The sequence below is a fragment of the Streptomyces fungicidicus genome, from assembly GCF_003665435.1.
Taxonomy (GTDB): Bacteria; Actinomycetota; Actinomycetes; order Streptomycetales; family Streptomycetaceae; genus Streptomyces; species Streptomyces fungicidicus.
Genome location: NZ_CP023407.1, coordinates 1,182,475 through 1,196,065, shown reverse-complemented (window position 1 = coordinate 1,196,065; position 13,591 = coordinate 1,182,475). Strand labels below are relative to the sequence as shown.

The window sequence follows — 13,591 nt, the reverse complement described above, 5'->3', positions numbered from 1 at the left end:
AGGGGGCGTACGGCACGGCCGTACGCCCCCTCGGCTGTGCCGTGCTGCCGGGCTCAGACCAGCAGCTCGCCCTCGATGACCGTCACGGCCCGTCCGCTCAGCAGGGTGCGCCCGCCGAGCACCTCGGTGCGGACGCGGCCGGACCGGGGTGAGGCCTGGAGGCCGGTGAGCGTGGTGCGGCCGAGGCGCTCGGCCCAGTACGGGGCGAGCGCGGTGTGCGCGCTCCCGGTGACCGGGTCCTCGTCGATGCCGACGTTCGGGAAGAAGCAGCGGGAGACGAAGTCGTAGCCGAGGGCCGGGTTCTCGGCGCGGGCGGTGGCGATGATGCCGCGCTCGGAGTGGGTGGTCAGGGCCTTGTGGTCGGGCCGCAGGGCGTGCACGGTCCGCTCGTCGGCGACCTCGACGAGCAGGTCCCCGATGTCCGGGCCGGTGTCGAACGCCGCGAGCGGCCGCGCGCCCAGCGCCTCGGCGACGCCCTCCGGGACATCGACGGCGGTGAGCCGGGCGGTGGGGAAGTCCAGCGTGAGGGTGCCGTCCTCACCGGGGGTGGCGGTCAGTACGCCGCTGCGGGTGGCGAACCGCACCGGGCCCCGGTGTGCCCCGGTGGTGTGCAGGACGTGCGCGGTGGCCAGCGTCGCGTGGCCGCACATGGCGACCTCGGTGGCCGGGGTGAACCAGCGCAGCGCCCAGTCCGCCTCGCCGCCCGCGGGGAGCGGGTGGGCGAAGGCCGTTTCGGCGTGGTTGACCTCCAGGGCGACGTTCTGGAGCCAGGGGTCGTCCGGAAAGGCGTCAAGCAGCAGCACTCCGGCGGGGTTGCCGGCGAAGGGCCGGTCGGTGAAGGCGTCGACGATTCGAATCCGCATGCCCTGACGGTAGGGGCGGCGCGGAGCCGGGGGCCAAGGCCAATTCGCGAGTCCTGGACCCTTCGGCACGGCCGCCTCGCAGACTGCGGGGGTTGTCGCACGCTTGTTTGCGATATATCGTTGAAGCATCGCGACAGATCAACGATGGAATGGAGTGGTTGCGATGCGTACCCACGGTCACGAGCATGGACACGGTCACGGCGGCCCGCGCGGCGGACGTGGCGACTTCGACCGGCTGCGCGCCGCCTTCGGCCCCTTCGGGCCGGGAGGGCCCGGCGGCCCCGGCGGCCCCTTCGGCCCCGGCTTCGGGCACGGCGGCCCCTGGGGCGGACGGGGGCGCGGAGGGCCCAGGGGAAGGGCGCGGCGCGGTGACGTGCGGGCATCGATCCTGGCCCTGCTGAAGGACCGTCCGATGCACGGCTACGAGATGATCCAGGAGATCGCCGAGCGCAGCGGCGGGGCGTGGAAGCCCAGCCCCGGCTCGGTGTACCCCACCCTGCAACTGCTGGAGGACGAGGGGCTGATCGTCAGCGCGTCCGAGGGCGGCAAGAAGTTGTTCTCCCTCACCGACGGCGGCCGCGCCGCCGCCGAGGAGGGCCCCGAGGCGCCCTGGGAGGAGGCCTCGCGCGGGGTCGACTGGGAGGCGCTGGGCGAGATCCGGCAGGCCGGCTTCGGCCTGATGGAGGCCTTCGGGCAGGTCTGGAAGACGGGCAGCAAGGAGCAGCGGGAGAAGGCTCTGGCGGTCATCAACGAGAGCCGCAGGAAGCTGTACCTGATCCTCGCCGACGAGGACTGACGGACGGCCGGAAGCGATCGGGGGGCGTGACGCAAACCGGCGCGCGCCTCCCGGCGTGAAACGCTCTGATCTCCTTCGCAAGGAGGAGATTTCTGCCCGGGGCGTCCACTTCCCGTGGGACGCCAAGATGCTTCCCGCCGGGGATGCCCGGGGCCCCCGGGGGCTGATGGGGTGGGGATGTGCAACCCCGTATCCCCCGGCAGCAGGCCCAGGAGCTCCAGGAGCAGGGCGCCCACCGCGCGGAGAGCGATGTCAGGCTCAGTCCCGAACTGGCGGCGGTGGTGGCCGGTGCCCGCCGCAGAGCCGTCCGGGACGGGGACCGGCAGATCGACACCGCCCATCTGCTGCACTCGCTCCTCGAGTCCGACGCCGACGTGCGCGCGCTCTTCGGCGAGGGCCCGCGGATCGCCCGGCTGCTCGGCTACCTGGTCCAGCGCAGCATCGGCTACGGCCTGCGCTGGCAGGGAGCCGTCGAGGACTCCGGCGGTGTCCCCGTGGTCACCGAGGCCGGGGGCCTCTCGCCGCTGGCCGCCGGCTGCATGGAGCACGCCCACGGGCGCGCCGCCCGCCACGGCGGTCATCCGGCCGGCGTCACGGACCTGCTCGCGGCGATCGTCGTGGACCCGCGGTCGCGCGCAGTGGAGGTGCTCGAGCGCGCCGGAATCGACCCCCATGAGCTGTTCGCCCGCCTCGAGGCGTCGTCCAGTCGGTGAGACAGGTGCCATAGAGGGTGAAGCTCCTGTCGGGGCCTGTCATCATGTGCCGGTGCCTACGTCTGTCAGTACCCGGAGCGACCACAGGAAGGGCGTCGGACTCGGTCTCGCGCTGCTGTCCGCGCTGGCCTTCGGGGGTTCCGGTGTCGCGGCCAAGCCGCTGATCGAGGCGGGTCTCGACCCGCTCCACGTGGTGTGGCTGCGGGTGGCGGGCGCGGCGCTCGTCATGCTGCCGCTGGCGGTGCGCCACCGTGGACTGCTGCGCCGCAGGCCGGGGCTGCTCGCCGGGTTCGGCCTGTTCGCCGTGGCCGGTGTCCAGGCCTTCTACTTCGCCGCCCTGTCCCGCATCCCCGTAGGGGTCGCCCTGCTGGTCGAGTATCTGGCGCCGGCGCTGGTGCTCGGCTGGGTGCGGTTCGTGCAGCGGCGGCCGGTGACCCGCGCCGCCGCGGTCGGCGTGGTGCTGGCCGTGGGCGGTCTCGCCTGTGTGGTCGAGGTGTGGGCGGGCCTCGGGTTCGACGCGCTCGGACTGCTGCTCGCGCTCGGTGCGGCCTGCTGCCAGGTCGGCTACTTCGTCCTGTCCGACCAGGGCAGCGACGGCGACGAGGCCCCCGACCCGCTCGGGGTGATCGCCTACGGCCTGCTGATCGGCGCCGCCGTCCTGACCGCCGTGGCCCGTCCCTGGTCCATGGACTGGTCCGTGCTGACCGGCAGCGCGGAGATGAACGGCACCCCGGTCGCCGCCGCCGTGCTGCTGGGCTGGATCGTCCTCGTCGCCACCGTCGTCGCCTATGTCACCGGGGTGGTGTCGGTGCGCCGGCTCTCGCCGCAGGTCGCCGGTGTCGTGGCCTGTCTGGAGGCGGTCATCGCCACCGTCCTCGCCTGGGTCCTGCTCGGCGAGCATCTCTCGGCGCCGCAGATCGTGGGCGGAGCCGTCGTCCTGACCGGCGCCTTCATCGCCCAGTCCTCGGCGCCGTCCAAGGGCACCGGTACACCGGTCGCGGCCGGCGGTCCGGAACGGGAGTTGTCCGTGCCGGGAACCACCGCATAGGGTGCTGATCATGCACGCACGCGCACTCGTTCTTCCGCCTCCGGCCGCCTGAGGCGGGCCCTCCGGTACATCCGCCCGGCATGGCGCCGGGCGTAACGGTGCTGCCCGCGGAAGAAGTCCGCGGATCCCGCCGCTCAGGCCCCGACCGGGCCCGATCCGGGATCCCTTCCCGAACTTCCGCACCCGCGCGGTCGCGCGCGGTGCGTGCATCTGCGGAGAGAACACGTGTCGAACGCCGTCTCCGGCCTGCCCGTCGGGCGAGGCCTCCTCTATCTGATCGTCGCCGGTGCCGCCTGGGGCACCGCGGGCGCCGCCGCCTCACTGGTCTACCGGACCAGCGACATGGGGCCCGTCGCCCTCTCCTTCTGGCGCTGCGCCGTGGGCCTCGTGCTGCTGCTCGGCGCTCGGCTCCTGTCCCGTCGCACCCGGACCGCCGCGCGGCAGCCGCTCGGCCGCCGGGTGCTGCGGGCCGCGGCCACCGGGATCGGGCTCGCGGTCTTCCAGACCGCCTACTTCGCGGCCGTCTCCGCCACGGGCCTCGCCGTGGCGACCGTCGTCACCCTCGGCGCCGGACCCGTGCTGATCGCGCTCGGCGCACGGCTGACCATGGGCGAGCGGCTGGGGCGCGGCGGCCTGGCCGCCGTCGCGGGCGCGCTCGCCGGACTCGTCGTGCTCGTCCTCGGCGGCGGGCGGACGACCGTGGACCCGTGGGGCGTGCTGCTCGCCCTGCTGTCCGCGGCCGGCTACTCGGCGATGACGCTGCTCACCCGCTGGTGGGGGCGCGACGGTGGCACGGACTCCTCCGGTACGACCGTGGGGGCGTTCGCCGTCACCAGCCTGGTGCTGCTGCCGTTCGCCGCGGTCGAGGGACTGGTGCCGCACACCGAGGCGCCCGGGGTGCTGCTGTGCCTGCTGGCGTACGTCGCCTCCGTGCCGACGGCGCTCGCGTACGGGCTCTACTTCGCCGGCGCGGCCGTCGTACGCTCGGCGACCGTGTCCGTGATCATGCTGCTGGAGCCGGTGAGCGCGGCGGTGCTCGCGGTCGCCCTGCTCGGTGAGCGGCTCACGGCGGCCACCCTGGCGGGCACGCTGCTGATGCTCGGTTCGGTCGCGGGCCTCGCGGTGGGCGAGGCCCGCGACGCGAGGGCTGCCCGCGGGTCGGAGCCGGAGGCGGCCCCGGCTTGAGGGCGGGGGCGGCCTCCGGCGCTTCCTCGGGCGTCCGGTTCGGCGGCCGGGCGGCCGCCGGCGCGGGGTATGCGTGCGCGCCGTCCGTCCCGCGCCGGGAGGCCGGCCGGCGTCCGGTCCCGTAGGGGTGCGGACCGCTTGCCCGCGTACGTGGGGTCCGAGGGCAGCCCGGCGTGGGGGCTCAGCCCGCCGTGGCCTGTGCGGAGCCGACCTCCGGCTGGAGGTGGCCGGCCTGTGTCACAGGGCCGTCAGGTAACCGGGCAGCGCGGTGCCGGGTGCCAGCCCCGGGTCGGCGAGCGGGGTGCCGTAGCCCTTGCGGAGGGGAACCACACCGGCCCAGTGGGGGAGGGCGAGGTCCTCGGGTTCGTCGTTGACGCCGCCGGTGCGGAGCTTCGCTGAGACCTCGTCCAGGTCGAGGCGGATGACCGCCGTCGCGGCCAGCTCCTTCTTGTCGGCCGGGCGGGAGTCGGCGGCGCGGCCCGGTACCACCTGGTCGACCAGGGCGTCGAGCGCCTGCCGCTTCTCCTCGGCGTCGGTCACGTCGTACGCCGTGCCGTGCACCACCACGGAGCGGTAGTTGATCGAGTGGTGGAAGGCCGAGCGGGCCAGCACCAGCCCGTCGACGTGGGTGACCGTCAGGCAGACCTGGAGCCCGGGGTCGGCCTGCCGCGCCGCGCGCAGCGGGCGCGAGCCGGTCGAACCGTGCACGTAGAGACGCTCGCCGGCCCGGGCGTACAGCGTGGGCAGCACGACCGGCGCGCCGTCCCGGACGAAGCCGAGGTGGCAGACGTAGCCCTCGTCGAGTATCGCGTGCACCAGTTCCTTGTCGTACGAGGCCCGGCCGGGGGAGCGGGTGGGGACGGTCCGCTCGGTGGGCGGGTAGGTGGCGTCGTCCCGCTGCTGCGGCTGGGTCCCCTGCATGGCGCTCTCCATTGCACTAGTGCATAATTGACTTTGTGCTAGGAGAGTATCGGATCAGTGGGCGGCGCGCAGCGGAGATTTCCGCGAGCATCGAGGCCGCGGTGGGGCAAGGGGAGCTACGGCCGGGCGAACTGCTGCCTCCTATGCGGGAGTTGGCGGAGCGGCTGGGGGTGAACCCGAACACGGTCGCTGCCGCGTACCGGACCCTGCGCGAGCGCGGGGTCATCGAGACCGCGGGCCGGCGGGGCAGCCGGGTGCGGCCCAAGCCCGCCACGACGGCGCGCGATCTCATCCGGGTGGAGGTCCCGCCGGGCGTGCGGGACCTGTCCGAGGGCAATCCCGATCCCGCGCTGCTGCCCGCGCTGGCCGGGGCGTTCGCGGCGGCGGCCGGGCAGGGCGACCGTGAGCCGGTGCTCTACGGGCACGCGCCCGTGGAGCCCGAACTGGCCCGGCTGGCGCGGGCCGGACTGGACGCCGACGGTGTGCCCGACGGGCCCGTCGCCGTCACCTCGGGCGCGCTGGACGCCCTGGAGCGGGTGCTGGCAGCGCATCTCAGGCCCGGGGATGCGGTCGCCGTGGAGGATCCCGGGTGGGGCAGTCTGCTGGACCTGGTTCCGGCGCTCGGACTGCGCGTCGTCCCGGTCGGGGTCGACGACGAGGGGCCGCTCCCCGACGACGTGGGCAGGGCGCTGGCGGACGGGGCGCGGGCCCTGATCGTCACCTGCCGCGCGCAGAACCCGACCGGCGCCGCGGTGAGCGCCGCACGGGCGGGGGCCCTGCGTTCGGTGCTGGCCGGGCACCCGGAGACGCTGCTGGTGGAGGACGACCACGGCCATCACATCGTCGACCTCCCGCCGCACCCCCTGGCCGGTGCCACGCGCAACTGGGCCTTCGTCCGCTCGGCGGCCAAGGCGTACGGCCCCGACCTGCGGCTCGCGGTGCTCACCGGGGACCCGGTCACCCTCGACCGGGTGCGCGGCCGGCAGCGGCTCGGGCCGGGCTGGGTCAGCAGGATCGTCCAGCGCGCGGTGGTACGGCTGTGGAGCGAGGGGGCGGTGGACCCGGCGGGCGTGGCCGCGCGGTACGGGTGGCGCCGGGACGCGTTGATCGGGGCACTGGCCCGGCGCGGGGTCGTGGCGCGGGGGCGCAGCGGTATGAACGTGTGGGTGCCGGTCCCGGACGAGACCGGCGCCGTCGCCCGGCTGTTGCACGCGGGCTGGGCGGTGGCCCCCGGCGCCCGCTTCCGGATGAGCGCGCCGCCGGGCATCCGCGTCACCGTCTCGACACTCGCCGACGACGAGATCGAGCCCCTCGCCGAGGCGATCGCCGAAGCCGTCGGCCCCGCCGGAGGACCGGCCCGGACATACGCCTGACGCGGAACGTCGGACCGCCGCCGGCGGGCGGGCAGTGTGCCCGGGCACCCGGCCGTCGGGACCGGACGGCCCCTGGGCCGCGGTGGTGCTGCCGCGGTCCAGGGGCGTGCAGCCGGGCTAGGCCGGTCGCTTCGGCCTCACCTGGGTGAGTGCGGCGCCGGCCAGCACGATCACCGCGCCGACCGGTGTCGACCAGGTCAGCGTCTCGCCGAGAAGCACGACGCCGGCCGCCGCGGCGATCACGGGCACGAAGTAGGTGACCATCTGGCCGGTCGTCGGGCCGACCTCGGCCACGATGCCGTACTGGACGAGCACGGCCAGCCCGGTGCCCAGCGTGCCCAGGGCGGCGATCGCCAGCAGCGGCCCGACCGCGAAGCCGGTCGGCATCGTGGTGAAGAGCGGGGTGACGACGGCCAGCTGGATCGTGGCGAGCAGCAGCTGACCGCCGGTCAGCGACAGGTTCGAGTGGCTGCTGCCCGCCAGGGTGCGGCGGACGTAGATCCAGCCGACGGGGTAGCTCAGCGAGGCCAGCAGGGCCAGTGCCGTACCGCGGGCGTCCAGGCCCTGGAAGCCCTGCCAGGCGCCCAGCACCGTCAGCACTCCGAGGAAGCCCACGCCCAGCCCCGCCACCCGCACCCGGGTCGGGCGGTCCTCGGACAGCGCCACCATCGACAGCGCCATGCCCCACAGCGGCGAGGTCGCGTTGCAGATGCCGGCCAGCGTCGACGGGATGGTCAGCTCCGCGAAGGCGAACAGCGAGAAAGGCAGCGCGTTCAGCAGGAAGCCGGCGACCGCGAGATGGCCCCAGGTGCGCGCACCGCGCGGCAGGCCCTCCCGCCGTACCGCCATCGCGACCGCCAGCACGGCGGTGCCGAAGGCCAGCCGGCCCAGGGTGACCTGGAAGGGGGCGTAGCCCTGGGTGCCGACCTTGATGAGGAGGAAGCTGAACCCCCAGATCAGGGAGAGCGCGCCGAAGCGCAGACGCCAGTCCAGACGCGGACGGGCGCGCTCCGGGGCGGAGCCGGCCGGGGCCGGCACGGTGGTGGGGGTGGTCGCGGTGACACTGCTCATGGAGGCAACGATGCGGGACACCCATCTCGTAGCACAATCGAGATTTCGCACGCGGTATCTCGTAGCATCGCTTACATGTTGAACCTGGAGCGCCTGCGCACCCTCGACGCCCTCGCCCGGCACGGCTCGGTCAGCGTGGCGGCCGAGGGACTGCACATCACCACCTCCGCCGTCTCGCAGCAGATGGCCAAGCTGGAGCGCGAGGTCGGCCAGCAACTGCTCGCCAGGAACGGGCGCGGAATCCGGCTCACCGACGCGGGCCGGCTGCTCGCCGAGCACGCCGCGCGCATCCTCTCCCAGGTCGAGCTGGCCCAGTCCGACCTGGAGGCGCAGCGCGGACAGGTCGCCGGTGAGCTGCGCCTCTCGGCGTTCCCGACCGCCGCCCGGGGACTCTTCCCGACGGCGCTCGCAGAGCTGCGCCAGCGCCACCCCGCGCTGCGCGTGCGCTCCCGCGAGCTGGAACCGGAACGGGGCATCAGGGGAGTGGTGCGCGGCGATCTGGATCTCGCGGTGGTGCTCGACTGGCACAACAAGCCGATGCCGCTGCCCGACGGCCTCGTCAAGGCGCTCCTGCTGGACGACCCGGCCGATGTGGCGCTCCCGGCCGGTCACCGGCTGGCCGGCCGCGACGAGGTGGACCTCGCCGAGCTCGCCGAGGACGAGTGGATCACCTGGGGCGAGGGCGAGTTCTGCCACGAGTGGCTGATGCTCACGCTGCGGTCCAGGGGCGTCGAGCCGGTCGTCGCCCACCGGGCCGCCGAGAGCCACACCCAGCTCGGTCTGGTCGCGGCGGGGCTCGGCGTCTGCGTCGCGCCGCTGCTCGGCCGCAACCCCCTGCCCGAGGGGGTGGTGACCGTCCCGCTCCGGCAGCGCATACAGCGGCACGTCTTCGTCGTGTGGCGCGCCGACGCCGACCGCCGCCCGTCGATCCGGGCGGCGGTCGGAGCGCTGCGGGCGGCGGGGGAGCGCGTCGGGGGGACGGCGGACGGGGCGCCTACGGCAGCGTCGACAGCTTCCTGAAGTCCCAGGACACGATCTTCTCCGGGGTCAGGCGCAGCCAGGCGTGCCTGCCGTCGTGCGGCATCTCGTCCAGGCCGAAGCTCTTGCGGGCGAACAGCGTCTCCGGGACGTCGAGTTCCGCGCGCAGTTCGCCGGTGCGCGGGATCTCGCCCACGAACTCCACCCGCCCGGACAGCTCCGCGCCACGCAGTTCGTCATACTCCTCGCCCGTGTCGACCACGATCGCCACCCGCGGGTCCCGGCGCAGATCCGCCCAGCGCTTGCTGCGCACCACGGAGTACAGCCACAGCGAGGTGCCGTCCCAGACGAACCAGAGCGTGCTGACGTGCGGCGCGCCGTCGGCGGACACCGTGGCGACCCGGCAGGTGCGCTGGACGGTGAGGAAGTCGTCGAGTTCGCCGGGAGTCATCATGATCTTCCGGCCCCGGCGCTGCGTGGCGGTCATACGGCCCCTTCCTCTCTCCTGCCGTGCAGGGTACCGGCGGCTCAGGCGAGGGTGATCGAGTCGCCGCTGACGGTGATCTCCACGGCGGGTAGCGGTTTCGTCGCCGGGCCGCTCTTCACGCTGCCGTCGGTGATGGAGAAGTTGCTGTTGTGGCAGGGGCAGTTGATGACCCCGTCGGCGATGCTCTTCACCGCGCAGCCCTGGTGGGTGCAGGTCGCCGAGAACGCCTTGAACTCGCCCGCCGTCGGCTGGGTGACGACCACCTTGCGGTCGGCGAAGACCTTCCCGCCGCCCTCGGGGATGTCGGCGGTCGAGGCGAGGGCGTTCCCGCCGCCGCCCGCGTCCCCGCCGCTCGTGCCGCCGCCGTCGGAGGACCCGCCGGTCGAGCCGGAGTCCGCCGAGGAGCCCGACGAGTCGTCGTCGGAGCCTCCGCACGCGGTCAGCGCGACGGTGAGGCCCGCCGCTCCGGCCGCCGCCACGACGGTCCGACGGGCGGGTCCGGATACGGAGTTGAGCGATGCGGTCATGCCGGTGTGTTCCTTCCGGGGGGACTGGGTGATCCGGGGAGAGGTACGGTCAGCGGGCCCACGCTGTTCAGGTGTGCCGAGCTTGGCCTGCGGGCGGTCGGGCGGGCGTAAACCACGGCTGTCGTTTCGCTGTCGGCCGCCGCCCCTCCCGCCCTGGCCTCCGCCGACGCCCCGGGAACCCGGTGTCACATCGCCCTCGGGCCGCGGCGGCCGGGGACACGAGCGCGGCCGACCCGGCTCCCGCCGTCGGGGTTTTTCATGATGTCTCGGCGGCCCTGGCCGTGCCCGGCCGGCCGTTCTCCGGAGGCCTTCTGGCCAACGCGCGTAGACGCACGCATCATGGGGGTGCGATGTGTGCGACACCCCTCGATCGTTTTGTCATGGGCACGACATTCAACAGGAGGTGGCACGATGGCATGCGGATCGACCAGCCTGTGGGCCGGTGAGACGACCTGGTTCTGCTGCGGATCCTCATGGGGTCCGTGCGGCAGCGCGGGCGGCGGCGCCTGCGGCAACTGCCGGTCCAGCGCGAATCACGGCGCCTGGCCCAACGCGTCACAGGCGTGCTGGGACATCACCCGGCCCGACCTGTGCGGCGAGAACATCCCCAGACGCGGCTGCGGCTCCGTGATGAATGTCAGACACCAGTGCTCCGGCGCCACGGTCTGCATCACGATCACCGACTGCGGGCCGCGCACCAAGAGCTGGTGCGGCGAGGCCGCCTGCTGCAACGGCGCCTGCCGCACCAACCGGGTCCTGGACCTGACCCCGGCCGCCTTCTCGGCCATCGGCAGCCTCAGCTCCGGCAAGCTGCCGGTCTACATCTACGAGTGAGGAGGAGTTAGCCATGACGTACCGCCAGAACGACCACCGCGGCCCGGGCCGCCGGCGCTTCCTCACCACGGCCGCCCTCAGCGGCGTGACCATCGTCGGCGCGACGGCGCTCGGTGGGATCGACGCCGACGCGGCCTTCGCGTCCGAGCCGTCGCTCGACCCGGCGATCCCCGAGTCCTCCTTCGTGGAGGGCCGGATCACCGGCATCACCGGCAGTGTCCTGCAGGTCGCCGGCTCCTACGGCGACCACGCCCGCGTCCGAATGACCAACGCCACCAGCGTCTGGAAGGCCCGGCCCACCACCGCCGCCGAGATCGAGGTCGGTGACGGGCTCTACGCGCGCGGCGTCCCGATGCCCGACGGCACCGTCGCCGCCGACGCGGTGTGGGTCAACATCGTGAACCTCGACACCAGGATCCGCGGCATCGCGAAGAGCCGGCTGCACCTCTCCCACGGACGGCACGAAATCGTCGGCCACGTCCTCCCGGACACGACCAACGCCTCCTACGCGGGCCGCGCGCTCACCTCCGACCTGTCCCGGCTGCGCATCGGGCAGAGCGCCCAGGTGCTCGGGGCCTGGCGGCCGGCCGACGACTCCGTGGACATCGTCCGTATATCCGTCGGGCACTGACGTCCGGATCACAGGAGGGAGACAGGTGGGACGACGATGCTCTCACTGACAACGCACCTCATGCCCCTGGTTCTCGCGGGCCTGCTGGGGTGGACCGGCTCGGTCAAGCTCTTCCACCGCGACACCGTGCGCCAGGCGCCCAGGACGGCGCTGGCCCGCATGCTGCGCAGCAGCGGGCGGGCGGCACTGGTGCTGCGCGCCGTCGGCGCGCTGGAACTCCTGCTCACCGCGGGGCTGCTGGCGCTCCCGGCGAGCCCCGTGCCGGGCGCGGCGACCGCCGTCCTCGGAGCCGGGTTCCTCGCCTACCTGGGCTACGGCCGGGCGCTGGCGCCAGAGTCCTCCTGCGGCTGCTCTGCGAACGAGGACACCCCGATCACCTGGCGCGCGTTCGCACGCGCCGCCGTGGTGCTCGCGGGCGGCGCGACCGCGGCGGCGGCGCACGGCGCCTGGTGGTCCACCCTCTCCGCACGGCCCGGCGGCTCGCTCCTGTTCCTGGCCGTCGCCGCCGTCGTCCTGACGGCACTGTCGGTCGATCCCGACCGGTGGTGGCTGCTGCCCCTGCGCCGGCTCGGGCTCCGCGTGCGGGGGCACCCGCTCTTCGGCACCGGGCGCGGGGACCAGGTGCCGGTCGCCGCCAGCGTGGAACTGCTGGAGCGCTCGCTCGCCTGGCAGACCGCCTCCCCGGTGGTCCGCTCGGGGCTGCTGGACCACTGGGAGGAGGACGGCTGGCGGATCCTCCTGTACTCGGGAGTGCACGCGACGCGGAAGGAGGCGCGACCGGTGTCCGTGCTCTTCGCCCTGGACGCCACCGCCGGCCGCGACAGCCCCGGTGAGCCCGTGGTCCGCGTGAGCTGCGTCGACGCGGACAGCGGGGAGCCCGTGGCGCAGGAGGTGCTGAACGCGGTGCCCGTCCGCCGGGCTCTGCCGACGGTCGGCTGAACCGCCGGACACCGGAGGGGTTGGGGAGGCCGGACGGCGGGGTCAGGAGATCGCGTAACCTGGCGAAATGCTGACCGAGGTCACCGCCACCCGCTACATCACGCCGCTGCGCGAGGGCGGTTCGCTGCCGGGACTGGTCGAGGCCGACGACCTCGGGACCTACGTCCTGAAGTTCGCCGGCGCCGGGCAGGGCCGCAAGACGCTGGTCGCCGAGGTGGTCTGCGGGGAGCTCGCCCGCCGGCTGGGGCTGAGGGTGCCGCGGCTGGTCACGGTCGAGCTCGACCCCGTGCTGGGGCTCGGTGAGCCCCAGCAGGAGGTGCAGCAGCTGCTGAAGTCCAGCGGCGGGACCAACCTCGGCATGGAATTCCTCTCCGGCGCCCTCGGCTTCGATCCGCTCGCCTTCGAGGTGGGGCCCGAGGAGGCCGGGCGGATCGTCTGGTTCGACGCGCTGGTCAACAACGTCGACCGCTCCTGGCGCAACCCCAACATGCTGCGTCACGGCGGCGAACTGTGGCTCATCGACCACGGCGCGACCATGATCTGGCACCACAACTGGCCCGGCGCCGCGGCCTCCGCCGCCCGCCCCTACGACGCCTCCGACCACGCGCTCAGGACCTTCGCGCCGGACATCGCCTCCGCCGCCGCCGCACTCGCGCCGCGGGTCACCGAGGAGCTGCTCGCCGAGGTCACCGCGGAGATCCCCGACGTCTGGCTGGCCGGGGAGCCGGGCTTCGACACCCCCGACGACCTGCGGGCGGCCTACGCCCGGCCGCTGGCCGCCCGCGCGGCCACCGTCCACCAGCACATCCACGGCCTCGAGGGGGACCGGTGAGCGTCCGTCACGTCTTCGAGTACGCCCTGCTGCGGGTCGTACCGCGCGTCGAACGCGGCGAGTGCGTCAACGCCGGGGTGCTCGTGTACTGCCGTCCCAAGTCCTTCGTGGCCGCCCGCACCCATCTCGACGAGGCACGGCTGATGGCCCTCGACCCGGCGGCCGACCTGCCCGGCGTACGGGCGGCGCTGCGCGCGGTCGAAGGCGTCTGCGCGGGCGGGGAGGCGGCCGGGCAGGCGGCGCGGGACGACGCCGGACGGCGCTTCCGCTGGCTGATCGCGCCCCGGTCCACCATCGTCCAGCCCGGCCCCGTGCACACCGGGCTCACCGCGGATCCGGCGGCGGAGGCGGAGCGCCTGCTCGACCTGCTCGTGCGCTGAGAGCGGGCGCCGC

At 74.1% G+C, this 13,591-nt stretch carries 16 protein-coding genes; 11 read left to right on the top strand and 5 right to left on the bottom strand.

All coding sequences use genetic code 11. The features are described from left to right. Positions 1-53: 53 nt before the first annotated feature. Positions 54-863, bottom strand: a complete 810-nt coding sequence (locus CNQ36_RS05420) for a PhzF family phenazine biosynthesis protein (RefSeq protein WP_121545161.1) — start codon at positions 861-863, stop codon at positions 54-56. Positions 864-1,026: 163 nt separating this feature from the next. On the opposite strand from CNQ36_RS05420, the gene CNQ36_RS05415 reads away from it, so the two are divergent. From CNQ36_RS05415 to CNQ36_RS05400, 4 genes are all read left to right on the top strand, one after another. Beyond that, complete coding sequence (locus tag CNQ36_RS05415; RefSeq protein WP_084828268.1) at positions 1,027-1,659, top strand: PadR family transcriptional regulator; 633 nt, start codon at positions 1,027-1,029, stop codon at positions 1,657-1,659. A gap of 179 nt (positions 1,660-1,838) precedes the next feature. Next, positions 1,839-2,372, top strand: coding sequence for a Clp protease N-terminal domain-containing protein (locus tag CNQ36_RS05410; RefSeq protein WP_121545160.1), 534 nt, complete (start codon positions 1,839-1,841; stop codon positions 2,370-2,372). A 46-nt stretch (positions 2,373-2,418) separates the two neighbouring features. Further along, positions 2,419-3,420 (top strand): EamA family transporter, encoded by a 1,002-nt coding sequence (locus CNQ36_RS05405; protein WP_121545159.1) that lies wholly within the window; start codon positions 2,419-2,421, stop codon positions 3,418-3,420. Between the two features lie 225 nt (positions 3,421-3,645). Further along, entirely contained in the window at positions 3,646-4,605 is a 960-nt protein-coding gene (locus CNQ36_RS05400; protein ID WP_121545158.1) for a DMT family transporter, read from the top strand. Positions 4,606-4,842: 237 nt separating this feature from the next. Here CNQ36_RS05400 and CNQ36_RS05395 read toward each other — a convergent pair whose 3' ends face one another. Further along, complete coding sequence (locus CNQ36_RS05395) at positions 4,843-5,526, bottom strand: pyridoxamine 5'-phosphate oxidase family protein (protein ID WP_121545157.1); 684 nt, start codon at positions 5,524-5,526, stop codon at positions 4,843-4,845. A gap of 35 nt (positions 5,527-5,561) precedes the next feature. Between CNQ36_RS05395 and CNQ36_RS05390 the strand changes: the two genes are divergently transcribed. Then, positions 5,562-6,899 carry an aminotransferase class I/II-fold pyridoxal phosphate-dependent enzyme gene (locus CNQ36_RS05390; protein WP_121545156.1) on the top strand — a complete coding sequence of 446 codons (1,338 nt, stop codon included), beginning with the start codon at positions 5,562-5,564 and terminating at the stop codon, positions 6,897-6,899. A gap of 117 nt (positions 6,900-7,016) precedes the next feature. Here CNQ36_RS05390 and CNQ36_RS05385 read toward each other — a convergent pair whose 3' ends face one another. Further along, on the bottom strand, positions 7,017-7,970 hold the full coding sequence (locus CNQ36_RS05385) for a DMT family transporter (RefSeq protein ID WP_121545155.1): 954 nt from the start codon (positions 7,968-7,970) through the stop codon (positions 7,017-7,019). Positions 7,971-8,045: 75 nt separating this feature from the next. On the opposite strand from CNQ36_RS05385, the gene CNQ36_RS05380 reads away from it, so the two are divergent. After that, positions 8,046-8,990 carry a LysR family transcriptional regulator gene (locus tag CNQ36_RS05380; protein ID WP_121545154.1) on the top strand — a complete coding sequence of 315 codons (945 nt, stop codon included), beginning with the start codon at positions 8,046-8,048 and terminating at the stop codon, positions 8,988-8,990. Here the strand turns inward: CNQ36_RS05380 and CNQ36_RS05375 are convergent. Both CNQ36_RS05375 and CNQ36_RS05370 read right to left on the bottom strand, forming a co-directional pair. After that, the gene (locus CNQ36_RS05375; protein WP_004934312.1) at positions 8,965-9,435 is read right to left on the bottom strand and encodes a pyridoxamine 5'-phosphate oxidase family protein; all 471 of its coding nucleotides are present in this window, start codon (positions 9,433-9,435) and stop codon (positions 8,965-8,967) included. The genes CNQ36_RS05380 and CNQ36_RS05375 overlap by 26 nt on opposite strands. 41 nt (positions 9,436-9,476) lie before the next feature. Further along, positions 9,477-9,962 (bottom strand): Rieske (2Fe-2S) protein, encoded by a 486-nt coding sequence (locus CNQ36_RS05370; RefSeq protein WP_121545153.1) that lies wholly within the window; start codon positions 9,960-9,962, stop codon positions 9,477-9,479. Positions 9,963-10,373: 411 nt separating this feature from the next. Here CNQ36_RS05370 and CNQ36_RS05365 point away from each other — a divergent pair, with 411 nt between their 5' ends. The 5 genes from CNQ36_RS05365 (at position 10,374) to CNQ36_RS05345 (ending at position 13,578) form a co-directional block, all read left to right on the top strand. Continuing rightward, positions 10,374-10,796, top strand: a complete 423-nt coding sequence (locus tag CNQ36_RS05365; protein WP_109379799.1) for an RlpA-like double-psi beta-barrel domain-containing protein — start codon at positions 10,374-10,376, stop codon at positions 10,794-10,796. Positions 10,797-10,809: 13 nt separating this feature from the next. Then, positions 10,810-11,427 carry a cell wall protein gene (locus CNQ36_RS05360; protein WP_121545152.1) on the top strand — a complete coding sequence of 206 codons (618 nt, stop codon included), beginning with the start codon at positions 10,810-10,812 and terminating at the stop codon, positions 11,425-11,427. 60 nt (positions 11,428-11,487) lie between these two features. Then, positions 11,488-12,366: a MauE/DoxX family redox-associated membrane protein gene (locus CNQ36_RS05355; RefSeq protein WP_228312920.1), complete on the top strand. Its 879-nt coding sequence runs from the start codon at positions 11,488-11,490 to the stop codon at positions 12,364-12,366. 67 nt (positions 12,367-12,433) lie between these two features. Continuing rightward, positions 12,434-13,198, top strand: coding sequence for a HipA family kinase (locus CNQ36_RS05350; protein WP_121545150.1), 765 nt, complete (start codon positions 12,434-12,436; stop codon positions 13,196-13,198). Continuing rightward, complete coding sequence (locus CNQ36_RS05345; RefSeq protein ID WP_121545149.1) at positions 13,195-13,578, top strand: DUF3037 domain-containing protein; 384 nt, start codon at positions 13,195-13,197, stop codon at positions 13,576-13,578. The genes CNQ36_RS05350 and CNQ36_RS05345 overlap by 4 nt, the downstream gene beginning before the upstream one ends. Positions 13,579-13,591: the final 13 nt, after the last annotated feature.

Bases quoted from the DNA above. Each gene is read 5' to 3' on its own strand.
- CNQ36_RS05420 (WP_121545161.1), bottom strand. From the start codon at position 863: ATGCGGATTCGAATCGTCGACGCCTTCACCGACCGGCCCTTCGCCGGC.
- CNQ36_RS05415 (WP_084828268.1), top strand. From the start codon at position 1,027: ATGCGTACCCACGGTCACGAGCATGGACACGGTCACGGCGGCCCGCGC.
- CNQ36_RS05395 (WP_121545157.1), bottom strand. From the start codon at position 5,526: ATGCAGGGGACCCAGCCGCAGCAGCGGGACGACGCCACCTACCCGCCC.
- CNQ36_RS05385 (WP_121545155.1), bottom strand. From the start codon at position 7,970: ATGAGCAGTGTCACCGCGACCACCCCCACCACCGTGCCGGCCCCGGCC.
- CNQ36_RS05380 (WP_121545154.1), top strand. From the start codon at position 8,046: ATGTTGAACCTGGAGCGCCTGCGCACCCTCGACGCCCTCGCCCGGCAC.
- CNQ36_RS05375 (WP_004934312.1), bottom strand. From the start codon at position 9,435: ATGACCGCCACGCAGCGCCGGGGCCGGAAGATCATGATGACTCCCGGC.
- CNQ36_RS05370 (WP_121545153.1), bottom strand. From the start codon at position 9,962: ATGACCGCATCGCTCAACTCCGTATCCGGACCCGCCCGTCGGACCGTC.
- CNQ36_RS05365 (WP_109379799.1), top strand. From the start codon at position 10,374: ATGGCATGCGGATCGACCAGCCTGTGGGCCGGTGAGACGACCTGGTTC.
- CNQ36_RS05360 (WP_121545152.1), top strand. From the start codon at position 10,810: ATGACGTACCGCCAGAACGACCACCGCGGCCCGGGCCGCCGGCGCTTC.
- CNQ36_RS05355 (WP_228312920.1), top strand. From the start codon at position 11,488: ATGCCCCTGGTTCTCGCGGGCCTGCTGGGGTGGACCGGCTCGGTCAAG.
- CNQ36_RS05350 (WP_121545150.1), top strand. From the start codon at position 12,434: ATGCTGACCGAGGTCACCGCCACCCGCTACATCACGCCGCTGCGCGAG.